Annotated in this window: 19 protein-coding genes and 1 other annotated feature; of the genes, 17 read left to right on the top strand and 2 right to left on the bottom strand. The window is 28.0% G+C overall.

What is annotated here, in order from left to right; genetic code table 11:
* Nucleotides 1-236 precede the first annotated feature (236 nt).
* The 6 genes from HCG76_RS12410 to HCG76_RS12385 all read left to right on the top strand — a co-directional run bounded on the left by HCG76_RS12410 (nt 237) and on the right by HCG76_RS12385 (nt 6,950).
* Nucleotides 237-905, top strand: a complete 669-nt coding sequence (locus HCG76_RS12410; RefSeq protein WP_221701026.1) for a response regulator transcription factor — start codon at nt 237-239, stop codon at nt 903-905.
* A complete protein-coding gene (locus tag HCG76_RS12405; RefSeq protein WP_221701027.1) occupies nt 902-1,939 on the top strand; it encodes a sensor histidine kinase in 1,038 nt (345 codons plus the stop codon). The genes HCG76_RS12410 and HCG76_RS12405 overlap by 4 nt, the downstream gene beginning before the upstream one ends.
* A gap of 156 nt (nt 1,940-2,095) precedes the next feature.
* Nucleotides 2,096-2,863 (top strand): ABC transporter ATP-binding protein, encoded by a 768-nt coding sequence (locus HCG76_RS12400; protein WP_221701028.1) that lies wholly within the window; start codon nt 2,096-2,098, stop codon nt 2,861-2,863.
* Nucleotides 2,853-4,868, top strand: coding sequence for an ABC transporter permease (locus tag HCG76_RS12395; protein WP_221701029.1), 2,016 nt, complete (start codon nt 2,853-2,855; stop codon nt 4,866-4,868). Before HCG76_RS12400 ends, HCG76_RS12395 begins: the two co-directional genes overlap by 11 nt.
* Nucleotides 4,869-5,069: 201 nt before the next feature.
* Nucleotides 5,070-5,615 carry a sigma-70 family RNA polymerase sigma factor gene (locus HCG76_RS12390; protein ID WP_221701030.1) on the top strand — a complete coding sequence of 182 codons (546 nt, stop codon included), beginning with the start codon at nt 5,070-5,072 and terminating at the stop codon, nt 5,613-5,615.
* A gap of 12 nt (nt 5,616-5,627) precedes the next feature.
* The gene (locus tag HCG76_RS12385) at nt 5,628-6,950 is read left to right on the top strand and encodes a DUF4179 domain-containing protein (RefSeq protein ID WP_221701031.1); all 1,323 of its coding nucleotides are present in this window, start codon (nt 5,628-5,630) and stop codon (nt 6,948-6,950) included.
* A gap of 69 nt (nt 6,951-7,019) precedes the next feature.
* Here the strand turns inward: HCG76_RS12385 and HCG76_RS12380 are convergent, their stop codons facing one another.
* On the bottom strand, nt 7,020-7,559 hold the full coding sequence (locus tag HCG76_RS12380) for a GNAT family N-acetyltransferase (protein ID WP_221701032.1): 540 nt from the start codon (nt 7,557-7,559) through the stop codon (nt 7,020-7,022).
* Between the two features lie 204 nt (nt 7,560-7,763).
* On the opposite strand from HCG76_RS12380, the gene HCG76_RS12375 reads away from it, so the two are divergent.
* Entirely contained in the window at nt 7,764-8,378 is a 615-nt protein-coding gene (locus HCG76_RS12375) for a VanZ family protein (RefSeq protein ID WP_260458155.1), read from the top strand.
* Between the two features lie 187 nt (nt 8,379-8,565).
* Here the strand turns inward: HCG76_RS12375 and leuS are convergent, their stop codons facing one another.
* Nucleotides 8,566-11,016 (bottom strand): leucine--tRNA ligase, encoded by a 2,451-nt coding sequence (leuS, locus tag HCG76_RS12370; protein WP_221701033.1) that lies wholly within the window; start codon nt 11,014-11,016, stop codon nt 8,566-8,568.
* 139 nt (nt 11,017-11,155) lie between these two features.
* Nucleotides 11,156-11,445 (bottom strand) — a binding site (T-box leader).
* A gap of 181 nt (nt 11,446-11,626) precedes the next feature.
* On the opposite strand from leuS, the gene HCG76_RS12365 reads away from it, so the two are divergent.
* From HCG76_RS12365 to aroB, 10 genes are all read left to right on the top strand, one after another.
* Complete coding sequence (locus tag HCG76_RS12365) at nt 11,627-12,133, top strand: flavin reductase family protein (RefSeq protein ID WP_221701034.1); 507 nt, start codon at nt 11,627-11,629, stop codon at nt 12,131-12,133.
* Between the two features lie 205 nt (nt 12,134-12,338).
* The gene (locus tag HCG76_RS12360; protein WP_221701035.1) at nt 12,339-12,701 is read left to right on the top strand and encodes a YccF domain-containing protein; all 363 of its coding nucleotides are present in this window, start codon (nt 12,339-12,341) and stop codon (nt 12,699-12,701) included.
* 185 nt (nt 12,702-12,886) lie between these two features.
* Nucleotides 12,887-14,095 carry a NupC/NupG family nucleoside CNT transporter gene (locus HCG76_RS12355; RefSeq protein ID WP_221701036.1) on the top strand — a complete coding sequence of 403 codons (1,209 nt, stop codon included), beginning with the start codon at nt 12,887-12,889 and terminating at the stop codon, nt 14,093-14,095.
* 169 nt (nt 14,096-14,264) lie between these two features.
* Nucleotides 14,265-14,972, top strand: a complete 708-nt coding sequence (locus HCG76_RS12350) for a response regulator transcription factor (protein ID WP_221701037.1) — start codon at nt 14,265-14,267, stop codon at nt 14,970-14,972.
* Nucleotides 14,947-17,274 carry a sensor histidine kinase gene (locus HCG76_RS12345; protein WP_221701038.1) on the top strand — a complete coding sequence of 776 codons (2,328 nt, stop codon included), beginning with the start codon at nt 14,947-14,949 and terminating at the stop codon, nt 17,272-17,274. Before HCG76_RS12350 ends, HCG76_RS12345 begins: the two co-directional genes overlap by 26 nt.
* A 298-nt stretch (nt 17,275-17,572) precedes the next feature.
* Nucleotides 17,573-18,115 carry an NADH peroxidase gene (locus tag HCG76_RS12340; RefSeq protein ID WP_148321318.1) on the top strand — a complete coding sequence of 181 codons (543 nt, stop codon included), beginning with the start codon at nt 17,573-17,575 and terminating at the stop codon, nt 18,113-18,115.
* 111 nt (nt 18,116-18,226) lie between these two features.
* On the top strand, nt 18,227-18,769 hold the full coding sequence (locus HCG76_RS12335; protein ID WP_148321318.1) for an NADH peroxidase: 543 nt from the start codon (nt 18,227-18,229) through the stop codon (nt 18,767-18,769).
* 133 nt (nt 18,770-18,902) lie between these two features.
* The gene (gene cls / locus HCG76_RS12330) at nt 18,903-20,336 is read left to right on the top strand and encodes a cardiolipin synthase (RefSeq protein WP_370777776.1); all 1,434 of its coding nucleotides are present in this window, start codon (nt 18,903-18,905) and stop codon (nt 20,334-20,336) included.
* Nucleotides 20,337-20,825: 489 nt separating this feature from the next.
* Nucleotides 20,826-21,839, top strand: a complete 1,014-nt coding sequence (gene aroF, locus HCG76_RS12325; protein WP_221701040.1) for a 3-deoxy-7-phosphoheptulonate synthase — start codon at nt 20,826-20,828, stop codon at nt 21,837-21,839.
* A gap of 165 nt (nt 21,840-22,004) precedes the next feature.
* Nucleotides 22,005-23,051 carry a 3-dehydroquinate synthase gene (gene aroB / locus HCG76_RS12320; protein WP_221701041.1) on the top strand — a complete coding sequence of 349 codons (1,047 nt, stop codon included), beginning with the start codon at nt 22,005-22,007 and terminating at the stop codon, nt 23,049-23,051.
* Nucleotides 23,052-23,061 lie beyond the last annotated feature (10 nt).

Here is a 23,061-nt window from a genome sequence, read left to right as displayed (position 1 = left end):
TTTGACTAAAATGTAAATTCTAATTATTGTACATAATTATTTTCCAATTTTTATACAAAAATATATTGACATTTACATGGAGTTTATTTTAAATAAAATTAAAAATATACAAAGTAACTGTCAAATAGAGTGTTGAGTAAAATAGATCAACACTCTATTTTATTATTCTGGTATAAGGTGAATAGAAGTTAGACTTATTAGGTAAAGTTAAATATAATAGCAATGAGGTGATAAAATTGGAAAAAATTATAATTGTTGAAGATAATAAAGATTTAAAGAATGAACTTATAGATTTTCTTTCAAGATATGGATATGAAGCCTATGGCCCAGATAAATTTGATAATATTATGGAAACACTTTTAAAAGATAATGCAGATTTAATTTTACTCGATATAAATTTACCTTACTATGATGGATATTATATATGTCGTGAAATAAGAAAAGTTAAAAATACTCCAATAATAATTGTTACTAGCAGAAATAGTGATATGGATGAAATTATGAGCATGAATTTAGGGGCAGATGATTTTGTTACAAAGCCATATAATACTCAAGTTCTTTTAGCTAGAATAGCATCGCTTTTAAGAAGAAGTTCAGGTGGAAAGTATCAGGAAATATTAGAACATAAAGGTCTTAAGCTTAATGTTACAACAGGGGTAATGGAGTTTAATAATTCAACTGTAGATTTAACTAAAAATGAAATTAAAATACTTAGCTGTTTAATTAAAAATAAGGGAGTTATAGTATCTAGAGATGAATTAATGGATTATTTATGGAATTCAGATATGTTTGTAGATGAGAATACCTTATCTGTTAACATTGCAAGGTTAAGGAAAAAATTAGATTCAATAGGATTTAAGGATGCTATAGAAACTAAGAGAGGAATAGGGTACAGCTTGCTATGAGTTTAGTAAAATATATTATAAGTAAATTGCCCTTTTTCATACTAAATATAATTACGTTTTTATTTTGTGCAATAATAATGAGATTAGCAGAAACTAGCATAGAAATTAGAATGATTTTATTTTTAATATGGTTTATGCCAGTTTTAATATATATGCTTTTAGATTTTATTGGGAAGAAGAGGTTCTATGATGAATTAATAGAAATAAGCAATAAACTAGATAAAAAGTATTTACTTCCAGAGATAATAAAAAGGCCTAAAAGCTATGAAGGGCAAATATTATATGAGATTTTAGAAGCAAGTAATAGAGCTATGCATGAACATGTAAATGAATATAAAATAATGCAAAGTGAATATAGAGAATATATAGAAGCTTGGGTTCATGAAATAAAAACTCCAATTGCATTAACAAAACTTGTTGCTGAAAATAGTGAGGGAAAAGCAAAGACTATAATACAAAATGAAAGTAACAAAATAGAAGGTTATGTTGAACAGGTTTTATATTATTCAAGAAGTACAGATGTAAGTAAAGATTATATTATAAAAGAGTTTGATATAAAGGAAACAATAAAAAGAGTTATACGGAATAATAGGTATGATTTAATAAATGGGCGCTTTCAAATAGATATAGAACAGGTAAGTGATACAGTTATAAGTGATGAAAAATGGGTTGAATTTATTATTAATCAAATTATAGTAAATTCAATTAAGTATAAGAAAAATTCAGATTCTAAAAGTAATGAAATGCCTAAAATAAAGGCTTATACTAAGAAAATTAGTGATAAGGTCATATTAACAATAGAAGATAACGGTATTGGAATAATTGATAAAGATATAGATAAGGTTTTTAATAAAGGATTTACAGGACATAATGGAAGAATCCTTGGTAAATCAACAGGAATAGGATTGTACTTATGCAAAAAGCTTTGTAGAAAGCTAGGACTAAATATTACATTAACATCAAAATATGAACAAGGAACAAAAGTTAATATTATATTCCCATTAGGTGATCTTACAAGTATTCGACAAATATAGTGAAATATAGCGTGCCTGCGGGGTCAAACCAATATTTGGATTTGATCCCGCTGGAGAATCTTACATTATTGAAAGAAAGTTGAAAGACTTTTCGATAGATTGGATTTTTGCATGAGGGTATACTTGTGATTGTAAGAAACAGGGAGGGGATATTAAATGAAAAGTATTTTAAATGTAAAGAACGTAGAAAAGTATTATGGTAATAAGGATAATGTAACAAAGGCTTTAGACAGTATAAGTTTTAGTATAGATAAGGGTGAATTCATTGGAATAATGGGTCCATCAGGAAGTGGTAAAACAACATTACTTAATTGTATATCAACAATAGATAAAGTAACCACGGGTAGTATTGAAATTGATAGAGAAGATATAACAAGGCTTAAGGGAAAGAAATTAGATAGATTTAGAATGAATAAGTTAGGGTTTATATTTCAGGATTTTAATCTTTTAGACACCTTAACAGCTTATGAAAATATCTCTCTTGCATTAACTATAGGTGGAGTGAGGGGGAAGGAAGTAAGACCATTAATAGAAAAGTCAGCAGAAAATTTAGGAATAAGTGAAGTATTAGATAAATATCCTTATGAAATGTCAGGTGGACAAAAGCAAAGAGTTGCAGCGGCAAGAGCTATAGTAACTAATCCATCGTTAATATTAGCGGATGAACCAACTGGAGCATTAGATTCTAAATCATCTAAAATGTTATTAAATTCAATAGAGAAATTAAATAAGGAGTTAGAAGCAACTATTTTAATGGTTACACATGATGCATTTACAGCAAGCTATGCTCATAGAATTCTATTTATAAAGGATGGAAAAATATTTAATGAGCTTGTTAGGGGAAATGATAGTAGAAAAGAATTTTTTAATAAAATAATTGAGGTAGTTACTTTACTTGGAGGTGACACTTCAGATGTATTCTAAAATAGCAGCAAAAAATATTAAAAAGAGCTTTAAGGATTATGCAATATATTTTTTAACATTAACTTTTGCAGTTTGCATATTTTATTGTTTCAATTCATTAGATTCACAAATGGCAATTGCAAAAATGAATACAGTTCAAACATCATATATTGAAGTTATGAAAAATTTAATGAGTGGAGTATCAATATTTGTTTCATTTATATTGGCAGGACTAATTATATATGCTACTAACTTCTTAATAAAAAAGAGGAAAAAAGAATTCGGAATATATATGATGCTTGGTATGAGCAAAGGTAAGATATCGTTTATATTACTTATGGAGACATTAATAGTTGGATTTATATCACTTATAGCCGGATTATTATTAGGTTTAGTATTATCACAAGGATTATCGTTATTAACAGTAAAAATGTTTTTAGTTGAACTGTCAAAATATAAATTTGTAATTTCAAGTGAAGCGATTTTAAAGTCAATAACTTACTTTGGATTAATTTATATTATAGTTGTTATATTTAATATTATAGTAATTTCAAAATATAAGCTTATAGATTTAATAAACTCATCTAAAAAAAGCGAAAAGATTAAAGTAAGGAATGCAATAGTGTCATGGGTAATTCTTGTTTTAGCTATAGTAATTTTAATAATCGCTTATTATTTTGCCACAGTTACTAATTTAGATTTTACTGATCCAAGATTTATGACATCAGTTTTATTAGGCATTATAGGAACAGTAGGATTTTTCTTTGGTCTTTCATCAGTATTATTATCAATATTGAAGAAAAATGAAAATGCATATTTTAATAACCTTAATACTTTTACAGTAAGACAAATAACAAGTAAATTTAATACCAATTTTATATCAATGACAGTTATTTGTTTAATGCTGTTTATAACTATAGGCATATTAACATCAGGATTTAGTATGAAAAAATCTTTTGAAACTAGCATAAAGGATTATACACCTTTTGATTTGTCTTTTTCCTTAAGAAAGGATAATGAAGTAAGTAATATTTCTATTGAAGAAGCTTTAGGGAATTGTGGTGTTATTTTAGATGATAGTACTAAGTATATAACAATGAATATATATTCTATAGATTTTGCTTTAAAAAGTATATTAGGACAATATACTGATACAGGTTCAGAGCTTATAAACTTCAATCCAATATTTGAAAAAACACAAGCTATATCAATTTCAGATTTAAATAAAAATAGAGAGCTACTTGGAGAAGAAACCTTGGATTTAAAAGATGATGAAGTTTATTTATCATCAAACTACGATAATCTTATTCCAACTATAGAGAGATTTTTTAAGGAGAATAATGAATTTAGTATAGATAATAAAACTTATAAAATTAAGGAGAAAAAGGTTTTACAAGATTCCTTAGCAACATCAGGAGCTAGTAATAATATATTTTCTTTAATTCTTCCGGATTCATTTTTTAATAATTTAGTACCGGTGTATGAATATATTAATATCAATTATGTAGGCGCAAATAAAGAAGAAAAGAAGAAGCAAGTAGACACACTATTAGAAAAATATATAAATGTAGAGAATACAGGTTTAGGTGATGAAATTAAATTATCAGCAATGACTAGGGAAATTGCTTATGATGCTAATACTGGTATGTCAACAATAATACTTTTTGTTTCAATTTATATTGGAATAGTATTTTTACTTGCAAGTGCAGCAGTTTTAGCACTTCAACAATTATCACAATGTAATGAATCTGTTGATAGGTATGAGGCATTAAAGAAAATTGGAGCACCAAGTAGTCAAATTAATAAGAGTATTTTAAGTGAAGTTAGTACTTTCTTTATGTTACCTCTATCACTTGCAATAGTACATTCTATTGTAGGAATAAACATAGTCGAGAAATACTTAAAAACATTTGGAAATTATGATATATTACTTTCGGCATTAATAACAGCATTAATATTTGTAGTAGTTTATGGTGGATATTTTTATGCTACATACATTGGATATAAGAATGTTATAGATAATTAAATAACTAAATTTATGAAACTATCTCAATATAAATGGGATAGTTTTATTTAGTTTATTGATACATTAAATAGTTTTATAATAATGTTATTTTAAAATATATACAGTACTTACTAAAAAGATAAATTTTTTTAGTAATTTTGATAGAAAATATATATTTTAAGCTAATTAATAAGTGTAAGGTCTTACAGAAAGGAGAAGTTCATGAGAGTAAATGAAAAGAACTTTATAAAGTATTTAAATAAAAAGAATGAAAAGGCTTTAGATTATGTTATTGATACTTATGGTGCTTTAATTAAAGCTATTGTAAATAAGCACTTATATAACTTAAAAGATTATCAAGATGAATGTATTAATGATATTTTATTAGCTATTTGGAACGGTATTGACAAGTTTGATAATGAAAAAGGAAACTTTAAAATTTGGTTGGCAGCAGTAGCTAAATATAAATGTATAGGATACCAGAGGAAATACTTAAATTTAAATTTAATTCATGAAGAATTAGAAAGTATTGAACTTAAAGGAGAAGATAATATAGCAAAATCTATTGAGGAAAATGAACTTAAAAACGAAATAGATTCTTTGTTAAATGCACTTAAGCCAAAGGATAAGGAGATATTTATAAGATATTATATAAATGAAGAAAAGATAAGGGATATTGCTGAAGAAATCAATATAAATGAAGAGGTTATTTATAATCGGATTTCTAGAGGTAAGAAAAGGATTAAGACTATTTTTGGAAATAGATAAGGAGTGAATTATATGAAGGATTCATTAGAGTATTTAAATGATGTAGAAATAGATTTAACTGAATATGATGAGCAGCCATTAAATGATATAGAGAAGCAAAAAATGAAGAGGAACTTTAGAGAGTCTTTAGGGAAAAAGAAGACAAGCAATTCTAAAAAGTTGGCATTAAAGGCAAGTACAATAATAGCATTATTAGCTGTAGGAGTAGTAAGCTTTGGAGTATGTTTTCCAACATATGCAGATAAGATTCCTGGATTAAAGGAGGTAATATTATTTTTAAACAGAAATAATGATATAGATGGATATGAAGAAGTTTCTACACCTATTATGAGTACTACAAAAAGTGATGTCTATGAGGTAAATATAGAGAGTGCTTATTATAATAAAAGAGAATTAACTATTTTTTATAATGTTACTGGCGATAAAAAGTTAAATCAAACTAATCAATATTACTTTGATATAAATTTAGACTTAGAAAACCCATCTTCCTATGAATATAGTTTAGAGTATGGTGAGTTTATAGATGAATATACTTATGCTGGAATGATGACTATATATATTAGACCACATGATGGAAGTGAGTTGCCAGAAGTCTTAAATTGTAAAGTTGATTTTACAAAGCTTTATACAGATTATACAATGAATAATTTTATAGAATTAGAAAAAGAACCAATAGAATTATCCTTAGATAGCAGTAATATAAAAGTTAAGGAATATCAAATAAATAAAAAAATAGTATTTAATGATAATAGTATTGAAGTTATTAAGGTGGAAGAATATCCTACAGGAATATTTATTGAAACTAAGAATAATAACATTAATGTTAATGAAGATTTAAATTATATTCTTTGGGATAATAATAAAGGTGAATTAATAGGAGTAGCTGGAAGAGATACAGAAAATAGCACAATGTCAATGCAACATAGATTACCGGGTGAAAGTAGTGAAGTTTATCTTATTCCATATGTGTATAGTTATGATAAAGCGAGTGAAGTCAAGGAAAGGGATAAGGAATTAATATCCTTAGAAAAGAGCAGATATGATTTAGGTAAAGAAGGAACCACTGAAATATTAGATATTTGTGATAAAGATGATAAGACATTTATGAAGGTGAGAACAACAGGCATTCAATCAAGAATAGATTTTTACTTAAAGGGAGATGAGCAAGATGAATACCATGCTCCAATTTATGTAGAGAATAAAAATATACTAGGTGTATTAGATGTGGAAGCAACTTATGTATTTAATAAATTAGATAAAAGTAAAAACTATTATATTGAAAAATTTTGGGCTCCATTTACTTTATTAGAAGATCAAATTATTAAAATTAAATAGTTATTATAAAATGGAGGTAATACAAGTGTTACTTCCATTTTATTTTAAATGCAAAAGTATAATTATTACTTATAAGTTAAGCTCAGAAAAAGGAATTACATCCTTAGGATTATTAGTATGATCACCAATGAATTTTTCCATCCAAATCATATCATGCCATTGTCCAAACTTATAACCACATTTAGTAAAGTGAGCAACAGTCTTATATCCAAACTTTTTATGAAAATCTTCACTTTTTTCATTAGGATAAGCAATGCAAGCATTAACATTGATAATATTTTGAAGCTTAAGGTATTTTTCTAATTCTTTATAAAGTAAAGTACCAACTCCGTGTCTTGAACCACCATTTTTTACATAAATAGAAGTTTCAACAGCCCAATTGTAAGCTTGTCTGCTTTTAAATTCACCTGCATAAGCATATCCATAAATCCCATCTTCATTTTCAGCTATTAGATAAGGATATTTTTTTAAAGTATTTTTAATTCTTCCAGAGAATTCTTCAATAGAGAGTACATCATATTCAAATGTTATTGCTGTATTTTCTACATAATATTTATAGATATTTAGAAGTTCTTTTGCATCGTCAGATGTTGCTATTCTTATATTCATTTTTACACCCCAATTTTATAAAATATTTAATATTACATTAGCATATTTTAACTTAAGCTTTCAATAAAATATATATTTTAAATTAGAGAAAACTCATTTCAGGTAGTTTTAATAATATCTTAAGAAATATGAAAGTTATAATTAAATATTTGAGTTTATACTAAAGTTAGTAAAAAAATAATAGGCCAGAGGGGGCAGAAGTATATGATGAAAAGTTATTTACTAGCAATAGTATTATCAATGATTTTATTAACAGTTCTAAATAGATTTTTAAGCGAAAAAAATAAATGTGAAAATAAAATAAAATGGCAGCATTATTTATTTGGATATATATTTATGTTTTATCTTGTAGTTTCATTAAAGGATATTGTAGGATTTCCAGCATTAAGTGATATGGAGGGGAAAATAATTGCAGGAGGATCTATATTTCAGCCGGTTTTGAATCTTATACCATTTAGTACAGGAATTCATATTTCATCTATACTTAATATAATATTTTTTGTTCCATTTGGATTATTATTGCCTACATTATGGCAAAGATTTAGAAAATTTTTACCTACTGTATTTTTAGGATTTTTATTTTCGTTAATTATAGAAGTAGGACAATTATTTACTATTAGGGCAACTGATGTTGATGACTTAATAATGAATACTTTAGGAACTATTTTAGGATTTATTTTATTTAAGATATTAAGCATTATATTTAAGAAGCTTTCAAGTAAAACAATTATTGAAAGTACTAATAAAAAATATTCACTTACTAAGTATGGGCCTTATTTATATATCACAATTGCAGTGATAAGTACATTTTTAAGTTAAAAAATTAAATTCTAATATTATACTATTAGGATTAGAGTATAAAATAATAGAGACTATATCAAATTTTGGGGTGTGTAAATTAATTTGATATAGTCTCTGTTTTATTTAAGAAAATTAGACTACTTACAGTCGTTGAGTACACTAAAGTGTACCTTTAACTATCCAAATTGAAAATTTGGATTCTCACTTATCTTACAACTATATTTACAAGTCTTCCTTTGATAACAATAACTTTAACTATAGTTTTTCCTTCTGTAGCAGCTACAATTGCTTCATTAGCTAAAGCTGCAGCTTTAATTCCTTCTTCATTTAAGTCAGAAGCAACGTTAATTCTGTTTTTGATTTTACCATTAACTTGGATAGCTATTTCAATTTCATCTTTAACAAGAGCCTTAGGATCAAATGTTGGCCAAGCTTCGTTAAATACTGAATACTTACCAGTTAATAATGACCATTGTTCTTCAGCAAAGTGAGGAGCAAATGGAGATAAAATCTTAATAAAGCTTTCACATACAGTTCTTAAGAATGCTAAGTTTTTAGTTTCTTCTTGAACATATTTTGATAAAGCATTTATGAATTCCATCATTCTAGCTATAGCAGTGTTAAATTGCATTTTATCTGCATCTTCAGTAACACCTTTAATAGCGTTATTTAACCAGAAGTTTAATTCCTTTTCAGCTTTATCCATAGTATCTTTATTGTTAGTACCAGCTTCGATAGCTTCTCTACAGATAGTTAAGTATCTTTCAATTCTATCTACGAACCTAGCAACAGACTTAATACCATCATCACTCCAAGCTCCACCTTCAACATAAGCGAAACCAAACATTAAGTACATTCTAAATACGTCTGCACCATATTCTTGGATATAATCATCTGGAGAGATAGTATTTCCTTTAGACTTAGACATCTTTAATCCGTCTGGTCCTAAGATAAGTCCTTGGTGAGTTAAGCTCTTGAATGGTTCATCGAAGCTTAAGTAACCCATATCTCTTAAAGCCTTAGTTATGAATCTTGCATATAATAAATGCATACAAGCATGTTCTGGTCCACCAACATATTTGTCAACTGGAAGCATCTTATCTACTTTTTCTTTATCAAATGCAATTTCAGTATTTTTATTATCTACATATCTCATTTGGTACCAAGAAGAGCAAACGAATGTATCTAAAGTATCACATTCTCTCTTAGCTGGTTTTCCACAACAAGGACAAGTAGTATTAATGAATTCCTCACATTTAGCAAGTGGTGACTTACCATCTGGAGCAAATTCAACGTTATATGGTAATTCAACTGGAAGATCTTTTTCTGGAACTGGAACAGCACCACAATCTTCACAGTAGATTATTGGAATTGGAGCACCCCAATATCTTTGTCTTGAAACTAACCAGTCTCTTAATCTGTAATTAACCTTAGCAGAACCTACACCATCTTTAGCTAGTTTTTCAACAATAGCTTCTTTAGCTTGCTCTGTAGTTAATCCATCAAATTCTCCAGAGTTAATTAAAACTCCATATTCACAATATGGTAATTCAACTTCTCCACCTTTTTTGCTAGTTATAACTTGATCTATTGGTAAGTTAAACTTAGTTGCAAAAGCAAAGTCTCTTTCATCGTGAGCTGGAACAGCCATAACAGCACCAGTACCATAAGTTGCAAGAACATAGTCTCCAACCCAAACTGGAACTTCTTTACCGTTTATAGGGTTTATAGCATATGAACCAGTGAATACACCAGTTTTTTCTCTTGTAAGAGATTGTCTTTCTATATCAGATTGCTTTTTAGCAGCTTCTTTATATTCTTCTACAGCAGCCTTATTATCAGCAGTAGTTAATTCATCTACTAATGGATTTTCAGGAGCTAAAACAACATAAGTAACACCATTTAAAGTATCAACTCTTGTTGTGAATACATCAAACTTAATGTCTGAACCTTTAACTTTAAAGTTAACTTCAGCACCAGTAGATTTACCAATCCAGTGTTTTTGCATAGCAACTGTTTTTTCAGGCCAATCTAAAGTATCTAGTTTTTCTAATAGTTCATCAGCATATTCTGTAATTTTGAAGAACCATTGAGTTAAGTCCTTTTTAGTAACTTCAGTTGAACATCTTTCACAAGTGCCATCAACAACTTGCTCATTAGCTAAAACTGTGTTACAAGATGGACACCAGTTTACAGGAGCTTTCTTTCTGTAAGCTAAGTTATTCTTTAATAATTGTAAGAATACCCATTGAGTCCATTTATAATATTCTGGAGTACAAGTTATAACTTCATTTTCCCAGTTAAACATAGCACCCATAGCTTTTAGTTGTTCTTCCATAGTTTTAATATTCTTTTCAGTAGAATCCCATGGATGAATTCCAGTTTTAATTGCAAAGTTTTCTGCAGGTAATCCAAAGGCATCAAATCCCATTGGTTGGAATACATTATATCCTTGCATTTTCTTTAATCTTGCCCATGAATCAACAGGTCCATAGTTAAACCAGTGACCAGCATGTAATTGGCTTCCTGATGGATAAGAGAACATTTCTAAAACATAAAGTTTTTCGCCCTCTGCATCTGGATTAAATTTGTAAAGTTCAGTTTCTTCCCACTTCTTTTGCCACTTTTTATCAACGGCAGTTCCGTAGTTACTCATAGTTAAAAACCTCCTTAGGTAAATTGAGAACAAGTTATTTCAATTGTGAATTTATGTTTTAAAGTTTGATTTTAAATTCCACATTTAATAATTGTTCCCTAAATTTATAAAAATATATAAAAAAAGCCTTTCATCTCAATTAAGAGACGAAAAGCTAAATTCGCGGTACCACTCTTATTAGAGTTAGTAGTTAGAAGTTAGTGGTTAGTTTATAAAATCAGCAAAGCCGATTTGGATTAAACTTGTTACTTGTCACTTATCACTTGTCACTGACTAAACTCTCACTCAAATCCGTAACGGGGACTCCGTACTTGCTTTTAACAAGTAAGCTCCAAGGCAAGTTCCTATACATGTATCACTGTTTTTCAGCAACCAACAGCTCTCTAAAGACTACAAGGTTATAGTACTACTCCTTTTCAATGCAATATAATTTATTAATAATATTTTAAATAATAATTAATTATATAGTAGATTGTTATAATAAGTCAAGAAAAGCGTATACTTTGATAAGTGTGGGAAAAATTGGTACAATGTTATAAATATAAAGTTTTTTATAAAATTTATTGAAAAGATTATTAATTAAGGGTTTTAATAAAAAGGGGGATCTACTATGATAAAGAAATGCGTAGAGTATAATGAAAATTTAGAAAAGAATATGGAGATATTAAGTAAGGGCGCATTTTTGACCACTAAGACGGGTAATAAGGTTAATTCAATGACTATAGCTTGGGGAAGTATTGGATTCATATGGGGAAAGCCTGTATTTATGGTAATGGTAAGACCTCAAAGATATACATATGGAATTATTGAAAAATCAAAAGAATTTACAGTTACAATACCTTATGAAAAGATGAATAAAGAACTAGCTTTTTTAGGAAGTAAAAGTGGAAAAGATATGAATAAATTAGCGGAGCTAAATATATCAACTGTAAATAGTGAAAAGATTAGAACACCTGTATTAGAAGTGGAAGGAATGCACTTTGAGTGTAAGGTGATTTATAAAACAACTATGAGTGAAGCAAATTTAGATAAAACTATAAATGATGAAAAATATCCTTTAGAAGATTACCATACATTGTACTTTGGAGATATAATATCAAGTTATACTATCAATTAGTAAAAAATAGCTAATATATAATAAATTTTTTGAATAAGCCTCATAGATTATTATTGATATTTACGTATATATCGGTATATAATCTATGAGGTTATTTTTATGTTGCAAAATTCGACAAAACAAAAAGGTTATTAAAGGTTAATTTATTTGAAAGATAATATGAAAAATTTTTAATAACAAATGAGAAAAAGATGGAGGCGATAAAATGTCCTGTTTAGGAAATATAGTTTGGCTAATATTTGGTGGTTTCTTTGGAGCCTTAGGATGGGTATTTATAGGAATGCTTTGGTGTATTAGTATTATAGGAATACCAGTTGGAATACAGTGTTTTAAAATGGCAAGATTACAACTTGCACCTTTTGGAAAAGAGGTAGTTACAGTTAGTGATAGTAGTGGAAGTTTGATTTTAAATATATTATGGATAATATTGGGTGGATTAGAGTTATGTATTGCAAACTTAATTAGTGCTTTATTTTTATGTATCACTATTATAGGGATACCTTTTGCAATGCAATCTTTAAAAATGGCGAAATTATCATTAATGCCTTTTGGGAAAGAAATTAGATAATATAATTTTTATTAATAGTGTGTATTTAAGGTTTAATTAACTAGATTAAAGTTTAGTTAATTGAAGTAATTTGTGTTTTTTTAGTAAATTCTATTTAACATTATATTAGTATATTTAGAATATAACATTATATTTTTGATAAAACTAAATAAGAAAAAATATTTAACAAAGGATGGAGTGAGATTATGGCAATATTAAATTGTGTTATAGGAATAGCATTTATATTTCTTGTAGCATTTTTGCTTTCAAATAATAAGAGCAAGATTAAGTGGAGAACAGTGATAATTGGATTTTTAATTCAATTTGCATTTGCACTTGCTGCTTTAAAATGGAGTGTAGGTAGATATGTGTTAAGCAAGATAGCACTAGGGGTTCAATCAGTAATCAATTATGCAAATGAAGGAATTAAGTTCTTATTTGGTTCTTTAACTAATGATGGAAGTATATTTGCAGTTAATGTTTTAGGAGTAATTATATTTATATCCGCAGTAGTATCAGTATTATATTATTTAGGAATTATGCAATTTATTATAAAAATTATAGGAGGGGCTTTATCTAAGCTTTTAGGAACATCAAAGCTAGAAACTATATCAGCATCAGCTAATATATTTTTAGGTCAAACAGAAGCGCCACTTTTAATTAAGCCGTATGTTGAAAAACTTACTGAATCAGAATTATTTACTGTTATGGTTGGAGGACTTGCATCGGTTTCAGGATCAATTTTAGTTGGTTACTCATTACTTGGTATTCCAATAGAATACTTAGTATCTGCAAGCTTTATGTCAGCACCAGCAGGTCTTATAATGTCTAAAATTATAATACCAGAAATAAAACAAGCAAAAGTAAATGATCAGATAGAAATGGTTAAGGATGATTCAGCGAATGTTGTTGATGCAGCAGCTAAGGGAGCGATAGATGGATTAGGTTTAGTTCTTAACATAGCAGCTATATTACTTGCATTTGTTGCTTTAATAGCACTTATTAATGGAATTATAGGATGGATTGGAGGTTGGTTTGGAATTTCAGAATTAAGCTTACAATCTATTTTAGGATATATATTTTCACCAGTGGCAGCTATTATTGGTGTACCTTGGAGTGAAGCAGTAACAGCTGGCTCATTAATAGGTCAAAAGATTATATTAAATGAATTTGTAGCTTTTACTAGTCTTTCACAAATAATGGGTACATTATCAGCAAAAACAATAGCAATAGTTACCTTTTCATTATGTGGATTTGCTAATATTTCATCTATAGCAATTTTAATAGGTGGTATAGGTGGTATGGCTCCGAGTAGAAAAGGTGATATTGCACGTTTAGGATGGAAGGCTATAATAGCGGGAACTCTTGCTAATCTTCTAAGTGCTACAATAGCAGGCCTTTTATTAACTATATAACTTATAAAGCTAGTAATACAGAAACTGTATTACTAGCTTTTTTGCGTAATTTATCTTAATAAATTTTTAATAAATATGATAAAACTTTTGTAAGACTTTATTGTTAATATATAAATATAAAATGAGTGACATGGTATAATAATACAATACGAAGGGAGTGTTGTTAGAAATGATAAAAGGTAATGTATTGGTAGTAGATGATGATAAGGAAATAGTTGATGCTATTGAGATATATTTAAGAAATGAAGGGATAAATGTTATAAAAGCTTATGATGGATTAGAGGCATTAGAAGCATTAATGGAAAATGATATACAGCTTATTTTAATGGATATAATGATGCCTAACATGGATGGGCTTAGAACTACTATGAAAATTAGACAAGAGAAAAATATACCTATTATTTTGATTTCTGCAAAATCAGAAGATACGGACAAAATATTAGGTCTTAATATGGGAGCTGATGATTATATAACAAAACCATTTAATCCTTTAGAACTTATAGCAAGGGTTAAATCACAATTAAGAAGGTATACTGTCTTTGGAAATTATGCTAATAAAAAAGAAGAAACAACTGAAATAATAAGCAGTGGAGGTTTATCTTTAAACCCAGAGGCTAAAGAAGTGTTAGTTGATGGAGAATTAATAAAACTTACAGCAACTGAATTTGGAATATTAGAGTTATTACTTAGAAATCAAGGAAGAGTATTTTCTATAGATGAAATTTATGAGAAGGTTTGGAAAGAACCAAGTTATAATGCTGAAAATACTGTAGCAGTTCATATAAGAAGGATTAGAGAGAAAATTGAAATTAATCCTAAGGATCCGAAATATTTAAAGGTGGTGTGGGGAATTGGATATAAAATCGAAAAACACTAACAATGGAAGCAATGAGCCAGAAATTATAGAGAAAAAAAGTGAAAAGTCAAAAAGAAAGAATATCTTTAAAGGAAATAAACTTGAGAGTAGTATAATCTATATTATAACAGCAATAGTATTAACAACTACGATTTTATCTTTGTTAGAAGTTAAGGATAACTTAGGATATGTTGTACCAGATAGAATATATACACAAACTCAAGTAGCAGGAAATATTAATGAGTATACAAATTTAGTAGAAAGATATTCACTATATTATAAATCACCTAATTATACAAAGGATAAAGATAATATTACCCAAAATGATGTTGATATATGTAGGGACGAGTTAAATAATAAGGCAAACGCTGAGTTTGAGAAGTTTAGTTCGTCTAAATATAACGACAATACCTTTAATAGTTTAACTTATGAGCAACAAGAAAAAATATTACAAGAAGAAAGAGATAAAATAGATGAAAAATATACTTTGACTGATGAAGAGTTAATTGAATATATTTTAAATAGAAAAAGTAATAGTGCAAGTGATTTAAATAATCAGTTAAATTCATATGTTAATTTAAAATTTTCTGCTTATGATAAATTGAATGATATTTGGATTGGTGGAGAAAAGCAAGATATTCAATATACAAAGAAAAACAGCAGATATTTTAAAGAAGTAAATATTTATTATAATGGTAATGTGATAGAGAATATTTATATAAATGGTAAACAAATAGATGTAAATAGTCCTTTAAATAAGTTTATTGATAATCATACTTATGGATCTAGATATTTTGGTAATACTTCATATGAAACTTCAATTAATACAGAACAATATTATGGATACAATTATAATACTGAAAAACATAATGTAACATTATATATATGGATGCCTAAAGAAATTCAATCAGGAGATGTGGTTTATGAAAGCTTTATGAAGGTAAAGAAAAATGTTACTAGCTTTTATTTAAGCTGTATAGCATTTATAGTATTTTTGGCATTATTAATTATTTGCTTATTATACTTAGCTAAAAATAAGGTGAAATCAGTTGATATAGAAAAAATAATAAATAAAGTTAAAGATTATCCTATTGAATATAAAATAGGGACAGTAGTCCTGGCATGGATAATTTGGAATACTGGTTCTCATATTTATTATAATTCAAACAACTATATAAGAAGATTAAATTTAAGTTCAATAGTTTGGGGAACAGTGGTAATAGTAATTTGCTATTTATTAATAAGAGTATTGATTATTAATTATAATGAGGGAACATTATTTAAAAATAATATTACTATTAAGGTTTGGAATTATTTAAGTGATGTAATGAATAGAGGGTCTATAATAAGAACCTTCTTAATAATGACATCTTTATATGTATCAATTGGATTAGTATTATTTTTCTTATCAGCAATGTTTTATATATGGCCAATAGGAATAATTGCAGGAATTATATTAACAATTATATACTTAATAATGTTAATTAAAGACTTAGTTTATATAGATAAGATAATGGTTGGAGCTAAGGCTGCTGCAGAAGGAAAGTTAACTTATAAGATAGATGAAAAGGGAAGAGGGCACCTTAAGGAGCTGGCACATGATATAAATAATATAAAAGAAGGATTAAAGAAGTCTGTTGAAAATGAGATGAAAAGCGAAAATATGAAAACTGAGCTTATAACTAATGTTTCTCATGATTTAAAAACACCTTTAACTTCAATTATAAATTATATAGATTTATTAAAGAGAGAAGAAATAGAGCCAGAAAATGCTAGGGATTATATTAATATATTAGATAAAAAGGCTCAAAGACTTAAGGTTTTAATAGAGGATTTATTTGAAGCATCTAAAGCAGCTAGTGGAGCAATGGAACTTAATATTACAAAAATAGATATTGGACAATTATTAAAGCAATCATTAGGAGAAAATGATGAAAGGTTTAGAGAACGTAATTTAGATATCAAGTTAAATCTTCCCGATGAAAAGATATTTATAAATGCTGATGGAAAGAGGTTATATAGAGTATTTGAGAATCTTCTTTCTAATATAGTGAAGTACTCTTTAAGTAATACAAGAGTATATATTGATATGTTTAAAGAAAATGATGAAGTAACTATAATAATGAAAAATATATCAGCTTATGAATTAAGTTTTGATACAAATGAAATAACTAATAGATTTAAGCGAGGAGATTCATCAAGAAGTACAGATGGATCTGGATTAGGTCTTGCTATTGCCAAAAGTATAATAGAACTTCATAATGGTAGCTTTAAAGTTGAAGCTGATGGGGATTTATTTAAGTCAATAATAAAATTGAAATAACTAAGATATTGTATAAAGAGTTGTATCAAATGATTCAGCTCTTTATTTTTTGATAATATATCAATTGATAATCAGTATCTATTGAACAATGGATAAACCTAGTAATAATGCTAGTTGATATGTATTATCAATTAGAAGTTTTTTTTAATTTTTTTCAAAAAAGACTTGTAATTAATAATAATTATTATATAATAATAGATGTAGGGTGATTCGAAAGAAACACAAAAACAAAAGAACAAATAAATTAGAAGTTAAGAAAATTAAATATATATATAAGGATTTTAGGAGGAATAAAATTATGAAAAAATTCGTTTGTACAGTATGTGGATATGTTCATGAAGGAGAAACTGCACCAGCAGAATGCCCATTATGCCATGTTGGAGCTGATAAGTTTGTAGAACAAGCAGGAGAATTAGTATTTGCTGATGAGCACAGAATCGGAGTTGCTCAAGGTGTAGATGAAAGAGTAATCGAAGGATTAAGAGCTAACTTTGTTGGAGAATGTACAGAAGTAGGTATGTATTTAGCAATGTCAAGACAAGCTGATAGAGAGGGATTCCCAGAAGTTGCTGAAGCTTACAAGAGAATAGCTATCGAAGAAGCAGAACACGCTGCTAAATTCGCTGAATTATTAGGAGAAGTAGTTGTTGCTGATACAAAAGCTAACTTAGAAGCTAGAGTAGCTGCAGAACACGGAGCAACTCAAGGTAAGAAAGATTTAGCTACATTAGCTAAACAATTAAACTTAGATGCAATCCATGACACAGTTCATGAAATGTGTAAAGACGAAGCTAGACACGGAAAAGCTTTCGAAGGATTATTAAACAGATACTTCGCATAAGAGTTAAAAAAAATACTACAAAGGTATAGAAGCCTGTACTTTTGTAGTATATAATAGAAAAGTAATATAGAAAAAATAAGTATTATATGAAAATTTAGGAGGAATGGAAATATGAAGAAGTTTGTATGTACAGTATGTGGATATGTTCATGAAGGAGAAACTGCACCAGCAGAATGCCCATTATGCCATGTTGGAGCTGATAAGTTCGTAGAACAAGCAGGAGAATTAGTATTTGCTGATGAGCACAGAATCGGAGTTGCTCAAGGTGTAGATGAAAGAGTAATCGAAGGATTAAGAGCTAACTTTGTTGGAGAATGTACAGAAGTAGGTATGTACTTAGCAATGTCAAGACAAGCTGATAGAGAGGGATTCCCAGAAGTTGCTGAAGCTTACAAGAGAATAGCTATCGAAGAAGCAGAACACGCTGCTAAATTCGCTGAATTATTAGGAGAAGTAGTTGTTGCTGATACAAAAGCTAACTTAGAAGCTAGAGTAGCTGCAGAACACGGAGCAACTCAAGGTAAGAAAGATTTAGCTACATTAGCTAAACAATTAAACTTAGATGCAATCCATGATACAGTTCATGAAATGTGTAAAGACGAAGCTAGACACGGAAAAGCTTTCGAAGGATTATTAAACAGATACTTTGCTTAATATTTAAAAATTCCTATATATAAGAACCATACTGAGAGGTATGGTTCTTTTTATGTATAATTTAGTTAATTGTATTAAATGATACTTTCTTGATGTATAATAATAAGAAATAGCTAAGTTTTGAAAGGAATTAATGATTATGGCATATATAGTATTACTAGTAATGTTTTTTCTATTAAATTTGTTATCTGCATTATCATTAATATTTATTGAAAGAAAAGAGCCTACAACTACATGGGCATGGCTTATAATATTAATTGCCTTACCTGGAATAGGATTTATTTTGTATTTATTGTTAGGGCAAAATTTAAGTAGACAAAAGATATTCAGAGAAAAAAAACTTGCAGATAAAATTAAAAGATATAGATTAAGGGGAAAATTAGAATTGTCTAATTTTGATAGTGAAATAAATGAAAATTATGAGGATTTGATTTTAATGAACTATAATCATTCAGGAGCAATTTATACGATTAATAATGATGTAAAAACATATATTAATGGAGAAGATAAATTTAGAGATTTATTTAATGACATTAGAGCTGCAAAAAGTTTTATACATATAGAATACTATATTTTTAGGTATGATGATTTAGGAAAAGCATTAATAAGGGAATTAAGAGAGAAAACAAAAGATGGGGTTGAAGTTAGATTACTTATAGATGGAATGGGATCAAGACTAATTACAAAAAAAATAATTAGAGAAATAGAATCTTACGGAATAAAAATGGCTATATTTTTTCCTGGAGTTTTACCACATATAAATACTCGTATTAATTATAGAAATCACAGAAAAATAGTTGTAATAGACGGTAAAATCGGATATGTTGGGGGCTTTAATGTTGGAAATGAGTATGTTAATAAAGGAAAGCAGTTTAAATTTTGGAGAGATACTCATATTAGAGTAAAGGGAGAGGCTGTTAATGAATTAAACAAGAGATTTATATTAGATTGGGATTATGCAGCTCATGAGAATATGGGGAATATGTCAATGTATTTTCCTACACCAGAGATAGCTGGTAATGTTGGTATGCAAATAATATCATCGGGACCAGACCATATGGAAGAATATATTAAAAATTCATATATGAAAATTATAAATAATGCTAAAAATTATGTTTATATTCAAACGCCCTATTTAGTTCCAGATAGTTCAATGCTTGAAGCTCTAAAAATATCAGCACTTTCAGGTGTAGATGTTAGAATTATAGTTCCTGGTGCTCCAGATCACTTCTTTATGGAGTGGATGCTTAGTGCTAATATAGGATTGTTAATAGATTATGGAATAAAAATATATCGCTATGGAAATGGATTTATTCATTCTAAGACAATTGTTGCAGATGGAGAAGTATGCAGTATTGGAACTGCTAATTTGGATATAAGAAGTTTTAAATTGAATTTTGAAGTAAATGCATTTATTTATGATGAAAAAGTATCTAAAGAACAAGAAAATATATTTTTAAATGATCAATTAAAATCTAAATTAGTAACTAAAGAAGAATATTATAAAAGGTCTAGAAATTTAAAAATTAAAGAATCGTTAATAAGATTATTAGCACCAATTTTATAGAATAGTAGAAAATAAGACAATATAAAAGAAAAACAAATGTAAAAAGATTGACAAAGTGGTTAATTATGGTTAGAATTAGAGAAAAGAATTTATTAATTTTAAAGAGGTATATATTATGAAAGGATTAGAAAAGAATTTATTAGCAAAATTTTATAGCTTTTTTTACTTTATATTCTGGGGCTTTTATTATAGCGCTGGCTATTTCTTTTGCAAAAATAAATACAAAGCTTTTCTAATGAGTGTTTAGTGAACCTTTTTATATATCTTAATATTTAAAAGTGTATTAAAAGTATAGTTTATAAGAGAGAACTCATTAAGGGTTCTCTTTTTTTATAGCTGAAACTCCAAATTTTTGATTTGGTTAGTTGAAGTTACACATTCGACCTTAAGGGAGAAGGTGTTTCAAATATATAAAACAATGTTAAGGAGAATAGTATATAAGATAGTAAAACTAATAACTCCTAACTAAATTTAAAGGGGGCAAATTAAATGGTAGTAATTTTAAAACCAAAAACAAGCAATGAGGAAATAACAAAAATAACAAGAAAACTAGAATCTTTAGGGGTTACAGTTAATCCTGTAATAGGAACTGAAATGAGTATATTAGGATTAGTTGGGGATACAACAAAAATAGATCCATCATACATTGAAGCAAATCCTAATGTTGAAAGAGTAATGCATGTTCAAGAGCCTTTTAAGAAGGCAAATAGATTATTTCATCCAGAAAACACAGTAATTGACGTTAATGGACATACCATTGGAGGAAATAAAATAGCAATAATAGCAGGACCTTGTTCAGTTGAAAGTAAGGATCAAATCACTTTAGTAGCTGATGAAGTTAAGAAACATGGGGCAGGTTTTTTAAGAGGTGGAGCATTTAAACCAAGAACTTCTCCTTACAGCTTCCAAGGATTAAAATATGAAGGTTTAGATTTATTAAATGAAGCAAAAGCTAAAACTGGATTACCAATAGTGACAGAGCTTATGTCACCATATGATATAGAAACATTTGTTGAAAAAACTGATATAATTCAAGTAGGTGCAAGAAATATGCAAAACTTTGATTTATTAAGGGAATTAGGAAAAGTAAATAAACCAATACTTTTAAAGAGAGGTTTATCAGCAACAATAGAAGAGTTATTAATGAGTGCAGAATACATTATGGCAGGTGGAAACGAACAAGTTATTCTTTGTGAAAGAGGGATAAGAACATTTGAAACATATACTAGAAATACTTTAGACTTAAGTGCAGTACCAGCAATTAAAAAATTAAGTCATTTACCTGTTGTAATTGATCCAAGTCACTCTGCAGGAAAATGGTGGATAGTAGAGCCTTTAGCAAAAGCAGCAGTTGCAGTTGGTGCTGATGGACTTATAATTGAAGTACACAATGATCCTCAAAAGGCATTATGTGATGGACAACAATCATTAAAACCAGATGTGTTTGCAAAGTTAATGGAAGACTTAAAGATGATAGCGGCAGCGGTTGGAAGAGAAATTTAATTTTTAGGGAAGGGTGAAAAGTTAAGAACTAATAGTGAAAAGAGAGGGAGAAAACTTCTAAAGAGTTTTTTTATATATTATTTAGAAACTCCTTAAGGAGTTTCATCATTAACTCTTAATTTTTCACTTTTACTTATTCATTCTTTAACAAGAAAGGACAGTAGTATGGAATTAGTAGTTGATTTAAAAGAAAGAAGTTATCCTATAATTATTGAAAAGGGAATTATTAATAGAGTTTCTGAAGAAATAAAAAAGGTGTACAAGGGGAAAAAGATATTTATTATTACGGATGATAATGTAAATAAATATTATGGTGAAAAAGTTAGTAATCAATTAATTAATAATGATTTTGAAGTTAAGGTAGTATCATTAGAGCCTGGTGAGGAAACTAAAAACTTCAATACACTACCAGTTGTATACAATGAACTTCTAGATTTTAATTTAACTAGAAGTGATTTAATAATTGCCTTAGGTGGGGGCGTTATAGGAGATTTAGCAGGTTTTGTAGCTTCTACATATTTAAGAGGAGTAGATTTTATTCAAATACCAACATCACTTTTAGCACAAGTTGATAGCAGTGTTGGAGGGAAAGTTGCAGTTGACTTAGATAGAGGAAAAAACTTAGTAGGAAGTTTTTATCATCCAAAATGTGTGTTAATAGATCCAGATGTTTTAAATACTTTAGAAGATAGATTTTTTATAGATGGAATGGCTGAAGTAATTAAGTATGGATGTATTAAAGATAAAGAGTTTTTTGAATATCTTGAAAAAATGGAAAATAATCAACAATTGATGAACAATATGGAATTAGTTATCCACAAATGTTGTGATATTAAAAGACAGGTTGTGGAAAATGATGAAAAAGATAAAGGTGAAAGAATGCTTTTAAACTTTGGGCATACTTTAGGTCATGCAATAGAACAACATTATAATTATACTAAATATAGTCATGGTGAAGGTGTTGCTATTGGAATGTATGTAATAAGTAAGATTAGTGAGGAAAAAGCCTTAAGTAAAAAAGATACAGCACAAAGAATTAAAGATATTTTAATAAAGTATAATCTTCCATATGAAATGGATGTTAATATTGAAGATATATTAGAAGCAATTAATTTAGATAAGAAAAAATTAGGTGAAGAATTAAATATTATTATATTAAAAGAAATAGGAAATTCTAAAATTTATAAAACAACGGCAGAATTTTTCAATTAATAGGTGCACC

The sequence above is a fragment of the Clostridium sp. K13 genome, assembly GCF_019734195.1.
GTDB lineage: Bacteria > Bacillota > Clostridia > Clostridiales > Clostridiaceae > Clostridium.
The sequence above is the reverse complement of the archived record's forward strand: the minus strand, read 5'-3'. Positions and strand labels throughout refer to the sequence as shown.

Coding starts and splice junctions, on each gene's coding strand:
- HCG76_RS12360 (WP_221701035.1), top strand. CDS start 12,339: ATGTCCTGTTTAGGAAATATAGTTTGGCTAATATTTGGTGGTTTCTTT.
- leuS (WP_221701033.1), bottom strand. CDS start 11,016: ATGAGTAACTACGGAACTGCCGTTGATAAAAAGTGGCAAAAGAAGTGG.
- aroB (WP_221701041.1), top strand. CDS start 22,005: ATGGAATTAGTAGTTGATTTAAAAGAAAGAAGTTATCCTATAATTATT.
- HCG76_RS12340 (WP_148321318.1), top strand. CDS start 17,573: ATGAAAAAATTCGTTTGTACAGTATGTGGATATGTTCATGAAGGAGAA.
- HCG76_RS12400 (WP_221701028.1), top strand. CDS start 2,096: ATGAAAAGTATTTTAAATGTAAAGAACGTAGAAAAGTATTATGGTAAT.
- HCG76_RS12380 (WP_221701032.1), bottom strand. CDS start 7,559: ATGAATATAAGAATAGCAACATCTGACGATGCAAAAGAACTTCTAAAT.
- aroF (WP_221701040.1), top strand. CDS start 20,826: ATGGTAGTAATTTTAAAACCAAAAACAAGCAATGAGGAAATAACAAAA.
- HCG76_RS12375 (WP_260458155.1), top strand. CDS start 7,764: ATGATGAAAAGTTATTTACTAGCAATAGTATTATCAATGATTTTATTA.
- HCG76_RS12335 (WP_148321318.1), top strand. CDS start 18,227: ATGAAGAAGTTTGTATGTACAGTATGTGGATATGTTCATGAAGGAGAA.
- HCG76_RS12350 (WP_221701037.1), top strand. CDS start 14,265: ATGATAAAAGGTAATGTATTGGTAGTAGATGATGATAAGGAAATAGTT.
- HCG76_RS12385 (WP_221701031.1), top strand. CDS start 5,628: ATGAAGGATTCATTAGAGTATTTAAATGATGTAGAAATAGATTTAACT.
- HCG76_RS12365 (WP_221701034.1), top strand. CDS start 11,627: ATGATAAAGAAATGCGTAGAGTATAATGAAAATTTAGAAAAGAATATG.
- HCG76_RS12405 (WP_221701027.1), top strand. CDS start 902: ATGAGTTTAGTAAAATATATTATAAGTAAATTGCCCTTTTTCATACTA.
- HCG76_RS12395 (WP_221701029.1), top strand. CDS start 2,853: ATGTATTCTAAAATAGCAGCAAAAAATATTAAAAAGAGCTTTAAGGAT.
- HCG76_RS12390 (WP_221701030.1), top strand. CDS start 5,070: ATGAGAGTAAATGAAAAGAACTTTATAAAGTATTTAAATAAAAAGAAT.
- cls (WP_370777776.1), top strand. CDS start 18,903: ATGATTATGGCATATATAGTATTACTAGTAATGTTTTTTCTATTAAAT.
- HCG76_RS12355 (WP_221701036.1), top strand. CDS start 12,887: ATGGCAATATTAAATTGTGTTATAGGAATAGCATTTATATTTCTTGTA.